Below are 5,575 nucleotides of genomic sequence, written 5' to 3' on the forward strand. Positions count from 1 at the left end.
TCGACATACAATCACCTCGTCATGTTTATACCTCCATCATAAAACATGACGATGAGTTAATCAAGTGCAAAATGGTGGTTTTATCAATAAAATTCAGGGAATTCGGCTAAGTGTGGCGAAAATTCATCGTCACGTTTTCGAGAATCCGGGATTCAAAGTATTAAAGAACAGGCACGAAAGCAAGTCAGCGGATAGCAAAGAGGGAAATGCAAAGACAGACTTTAATAATATGAAGTATGACTTTTCGGAAGACGAATTGTTAAGAGAGATGCTACAAAAAGTCATTCACTTTGATGGAATCACATTAGAAATTATTGGTAACTGGTTGTGGATTAGCGGTAATACATACCAGTATAGAAAAGAACTGAAAGACCTTGGTTTTAAGTTTGCAGGTCAGAAAAAGTCTTGGTACTGGCATTCTGAAGCATTTCGCAAAAGAAGTCATAAGAAGTTAAGTATGGAAGATATTCGCAACTACTACGGCAGTACAGAAGTAGAGACAAATGGAACAAAGAGATTGAGAGAAGCATTCGCATAAGCATGAACAAACGTAAAAAATGGGTGTAACCAATACACGGCTACACCCTGACAATAAAAATATAAGAAAAGGAAGGTATAAAGGATATGACGAAAGAACAATTTGAAACTAATACCAATTACAAAATGACCTATGAAGAATATCAGAAATGCGACTGTACACATTGCGACAATAAAGATTGCATACACCGTGAAGCGTTTAGGCGTGTACCTGTTATTGATGGCGGTTTAGGCTTATGTCCTAACTTGAAAGAATCATAAATATAGAACGGTAAACAGATAAACAATGATACATGATAAAGGCTATGCGCTTTAATGGCTCATAGTCTTTTTGTGTGCGGTTTATTTGCTTATATTTGTATGGTTATCATGCGATTTTAGGCTTAATTTGGGCTTGTAGCGTGCATATTGGGGCTGTATGACGGTATAGGGGCAGCAGGTAGTAAGAGATACCCCCGGTACGTTTACATTATATTTTTCGCACTTTAGTGTGGTAAAGTCCGTATCTATTGCACATCGACACCAACTTAAAATTTTGACCTTCTCGAACTGTATATACCGGGATAGGGGGGTATGTTTCCGTTCAAAATATAAAATCGCATATATACAGGTATACCCCTATATAAAATATGCCCCTAAATAACGCTGATAATCTAATGTACAACTTAGAATTTCTGACATAACACATTTACCTTACCAACTTATCATTTGTAGTTATTCTGTCTGAAATTTCAAGATACACCATTGATTATAGAGCAAAAATGTGATATCTGCATAAGCCGATCTAACATGGAGCAGGGGGTATGATTAAATCTCCCATATATTTACCACCCTATATCACCATATCCCCCTATACAGAACGCCCAATCTTATTGAACATTTTCACCGAATCCCAATGAGTGCAAGATCAATATATTATGCATTAATTAACAAATGGAACGGTAAGCCATTTTACTTTATTGTAGTCCGTATATTTTGAGATGATGAAAAAGATAAAAATATGTCACGGCTCCATTTTCTGACTAACACCATTATTTAAAAACTCAAATTCAAATTCATCATCATCCACCAAAAAACCGCGAACGGTAGCCCTCCTCTTTTTATATTCTTTATAACTAACTACAGTTCTTGTTTTTGTACTATATACCATTGAATCAGCCAAATTATATTTCATTTGTAAAAAATCAATTTTAATTTCATCAAATATAGTTTTGTATAAATTGGCCCCTTCCAACTTTATCCGATTAATATGCCCTCCTCTCAAATCCGCACCTCTTAAATCCGCACCTCTTAAATCCGCACCTCTGAACTTCACATTTCTTAAATCTGCACCGTACAAATTTGATCCTTTTAAACTTATATTATAAAAATCCCCTTTCCTAAAAACAGCTTTAGATAAATTGCAGTTTTCAAAAGAGCAATTTTTTATTTTCATATGGGAAAGGTCAATTTCAGATAATTGCAAAAATTCACAAAAAACATTTTCTAATATACGTGTTTGTCTATTTATTAATTTTTTTACATAGGATATGCTCATTTCTTTTAAAAATAATTCTAACATATCATATCCATCAAACCCATTCAACATAATAACCTTACGAAATTGTGTATCCTTAATCGCCTTGTTAGCTAATATAAATTCTAAAATACTTTTATGTGCAAACTTATAAATTCCATTAGCATTTCGATTCAGTAAAGACCTAGTTTTTGCCTCGAAACTACTTAATTGTATCCCATATTCTTCGCATATTTTCTGAATTATATTCCCCTTAATATAAACTGTCTTATTAGAATACATATATTCTGCTATTTTCTCAGAAAAATTATATAATGTTTCATTATTTATTGCTTCTCGCTCTATCCAACTATATACTAATTGGTTATATATTTCATAAGCATAATTATATTCCCTTTCTTTATCCTCAATCAAATCATCTATATACGCTAAAAGCATTGGTCTAACCATTAATTCAGGGCAATTTTTAATTACCTTTTGAGAACGCCTAATCTTATTTCTTTCAAAAATAGGATTATATTTTTTTGATAAATAGATATTTATTTCCTTTTCATTAAAAAGAGAAATATAATATTTAACAAATTCTATACTCTTTTTCCCAACTCCAAAGCTTCTCTTCTTAGTATGTCTTGGCTCACTATCACTATCAGGAAAAAATTGTGTTCTACACGATATAATTACTTTATAAAATAATTCTGTCTCATCACATATATCTTTTAAACGCTTATTGTAATCCTCTATTGCATACCTATCTTCATCAAGACCATCTAATAATAATATGGTAGTAGTTTTATTTTGTATTCCCCTAATTCTTTCTATTGAACTTTCAAGCGACAACGGTATAAAAACAATATCATACTCTTTTATCAACTTTTTATAATATTCAAAGAACAGTTTTAACAAAAAGGTAGTTTTCCCCATTCCAGAATCAGCTAATATAACAAAATATCGTGTATCCGAGTTTTTGAACACCTTATTTATAAAAAAAGGAATTAATTTAATAAATGAATCTGTAGTACATACATCATCACAAGGATCTACTTCCTGTGCTCTTGTAGGAATATAATACTTCATAGATTGTTTAGTTTGATTATCTACAACCAAATTAAGGTATTTGTACTGATTTCTCTTTAATTTCTGTCGTAAAATATTTGCAATTACTCCATAAACCGCTCCTCCAATAAAAAACACACCACTTAATATAGCAGTTACTATGCTTACTATTGAATCAATATTAGAAATATTTTCCCAAATCCAAGATGAAATTTCTGCAAGCCATTCTAACATATTTATCCCTACTTTGTACTAAACATATAATAAAAAAGTATAGTAGAAATATTTACAAATTACAACACAATATGTCACCATAAACCTGAAAAAAAGGCACACCAGACTTTTACATCCAATATGCCTTATAATCTTATCCTTTTAATGCATTCATAATTTTATCATCATATTTTTTCTTTTCCTGCTCTGCATGCTGCATAACCTTTTCAAGATATGGACTCCATCTATTCTCCAATTCCTGCCGTTCACGCTCCGCATTTTCCCTCTTTGCCTGTTCCTTTGCTTTCTTCCGTATTGGCTCCCTGAATATCCTATCAACCCCTTCCGCATTTTCCCTCTGTACTTTTCTACGCTGGCATTGTTCAATCATATCTTTTGCCCTCTGTTCAATATCTTTAATGTCTGCCATAATCAGTATTCCTCCATCCTTAATAACTCAACATTCTTTTTTCAAGTTCCATATCCATTTCAAGTTGTACTCGCTTCTCATTAATCTCACATAACTGCTGATTATCACGGTTGATATGTGCTATAGTTTCCTCCGTATCTAAACGGTGAAATTTCTCCGCATACTCATCCTCAATCAGTTTGGTTTTAATTCTTCTTTCAAAATCTGTCATTGTTAAATGTCCTCCTTAAAATTTAATCTTCTATATATGGTTTTACTTCATAACGTATAAGAGCATCAAAAACTCTTTGCGGAATATAATTTTTATACTTTACAGCCATTACCGTAATATCTGCCTTTTTAATGATTCTATATTCCTCAAATGCTTCTTCTGGTGTATTCCATTCTTCAAGTTTAGCTGGTTCATCATGACCAAATGGCGTGATTTCCCCATAGTACATATGAGTATCTGGATTGTATCGTACCCCAAGAGGCAAATCAGAAGCAGCCGTATGAGCAGGATTATCATGTTTCTTGCAGTTTGTTAGCATTGCATTTATTGTTACTGGAACAATACAGCAATTATCAGGGGAATATTCTTTGCTCCCATTGCCAAATAAATCCTTATCCACCACCATTATTTCATCTTTTACTGGATAATAATTTTCTAAGTACCAATCAATAAACAATTCTGGATTTTCAAGCCATTCTTTACATATGGTTGCTCCATCGTAACAATCATGATAATTTGTATACTTATCCCTCTTATAACATCTATTGTATATACCCTGATAAACCGCATACGCCTTACTTCTGGCTTTGTTTGGGTATTCATAATATTCTTGTTTTATCTCAATATCATCAATGTCCTTTCTGCCATACATTAAATCATCATAATCTTTGCTTGATACATAGACCAGATTCTTATAATAAAAATTGTTTTTATCGCCATCAATAAACCAGATTTTTGTGTAATTATTAGGATTTTTCAGAAATATTTTACCCATTAAATTCTTTGTATAATGATCTTCCATATTTGCGCTACCATCAATATCAAAGAAATTCATCGTATAATGATTTGCTACACTATGCACATGATATTTAAACGGATTCCGCAGATTATTTACCACCCTTCCATAGTTAGAAATCCAGTAATTATATGTACCTTCAATCTGCACAAATGTTTCAAATACATTAATCAGTTTCACATTGATGGGATTGTCATTTTCTTCTATATCTTCGGCAAACTGAACATTATTATTTTCATCAAGTACTTTCATTTTTGTAGGCATTTTAGGCTTCAACTGCCTGTTTTTTTCACACCGCTTGCATATCTGGTTATAAATCTTTGTTTTGTTCTTATTGATAGAAGACACCTCAAAATGGCACAAAGGCAGTATCTTTCCACACTCACTGCAATATCTGTATTTTGATGTATCTAATCCTGTTAAATCTTTTCTACTCATTGTTACTTATAAAAATTCCTTTCAATTTCGATATGTCTTTTAGATAACTCAGCACCAAATCAGAGTTGAGTTAATAATTGAGCATCCCGACTGTATGCTCCGAATCACTATTCATAATAAAAGAGACAATACGACTGATTCATACTGTCTCTGTAAATGCTATATTCAGTTGTAGGTTTTCGTTCTCAATGACGAAAACTCAATTCTGCGAAATCATGGTATAGCGACACCAAAACGGGATACGCTGAACTTGTGGTGAATACTATTTTAGGACATTTCGCCTTAATGGCGATTGCTCAATCCTGTGTAACCTGGATTCTCGGAGTTAACATGACGAGGTTGGTACCTTCACTCCGAGAGCCTCATATATTTTTGCCTGCT

The 5,575-nt window shown here is 32.7% G+C and carries 5 protein-coding genes; 1 reads left to right on the plus strand and 4 read right to left on the minus strand.

Translation table 11 applies throughout. From position 1 onward, the window contains the following. Positions 1 to 64: 64 nt before the first annotated feature. A complete protein-coding gene (locus D5281_RS23775; RefSeq protein WP_277935594.1) occupies positions 65 to 538 on the plus strand; it encodes a J domain-containing protein in 474 nt (157 codons plus the stop codon). Positions 539 to 1,540: 1,002 nt separating this feature from the next. Here D5281_RS23775 and D5281_RS23780 read toward each other — a convergent pair. The 4 genes from D5281_RS23780 to D5281_RS23795 form a co-directional block, all read right to left on the minus strand. After that, complete coding sequence (locus D5281_RS23780; protein WP_160562374.1) at positions 1,541 to 3,340, minus strand: pentapeptide repeat-containing protein; 1,800 nt, start codon at positions 3,338 to 3,340, stop codon at positions 1,541 to 1,543. Between the two features lie 133 nt (positions 3,341 to 3,473). Next, on the minus strand, positions 3,474 to 3,749 hold the full coding sequence (locus D5281_RS23785) for a hypothetical protein (RefSeq protein ID WP_160562375.1): 276 nt from the start codon (positions 3,747 to 3,749) through the stop codon (positions 3,474 to 3,476). A gap of 19 nt (positions 3,750 to 3,768) precedes the next feature. Next, a complete protein-coding gene (locus D5281_RS23790; protein ID WP_160562376.1) occupies positions 3,769 to 3,960 on the minus strand; it encodes a hypothetical protein in 192 nt (63 codons plus the stop codon). Between the two features lie 22 nt (positions 3,961 to 3,982). Then, on the minus strand, positions 3,983 to 5,194 hold the full coding sequence (locus tag D5281_RS23795; protein ID WP_160562377.1) for a hypothetical protein: 1,212 nt from the start codon (positions 5,192 to 5,194) through the stop codon (positions 3,983 to 3,985). Positions 5,195 to 5,575: the final 381 nt, after the last annotated feature.

Source organism: Parablautia muri (assembly GCF_009917485.1).
Taxonomy (GTDB): domain Bacteria; phylum Bacillota; class Clostridia; order Lachnospirales; family Lachnospiraceae; genus Suilimivivens; species Suilimivivens muri.

Bases quoted from the DNA above. Each gene is read 5' to 3' on its own strand.
- D5281_RS23785 (WP_160562375.1), bottom strand. From the start codon at position 3,749: ATGGCAGACATTAAAGATATTGAACAGAGGGCAAAAGATATGATTGAA.
- D5281_RS23790 (WP_160562376.1), bottom strand. From the start codon at position 3,960: ATGACAGATTTTGAAAGAAGAATTAAAACCAAACTGATTGAGGATGAG.
- D5281_RS23780 (WP_160562374.1), bottom strand. From the start codon at position 3,340: ATGTTAGAATGGCTTGCAGAAATTTCATCTTGGATTTGGGAAAATATT.
- D5281_RS23795 (WP_160562377.1), bottom strand. From the start codon at position 5,194: ATGAGTAGAAAAGATTTAACAGGATTAGATACATCAAAATACAGATAT.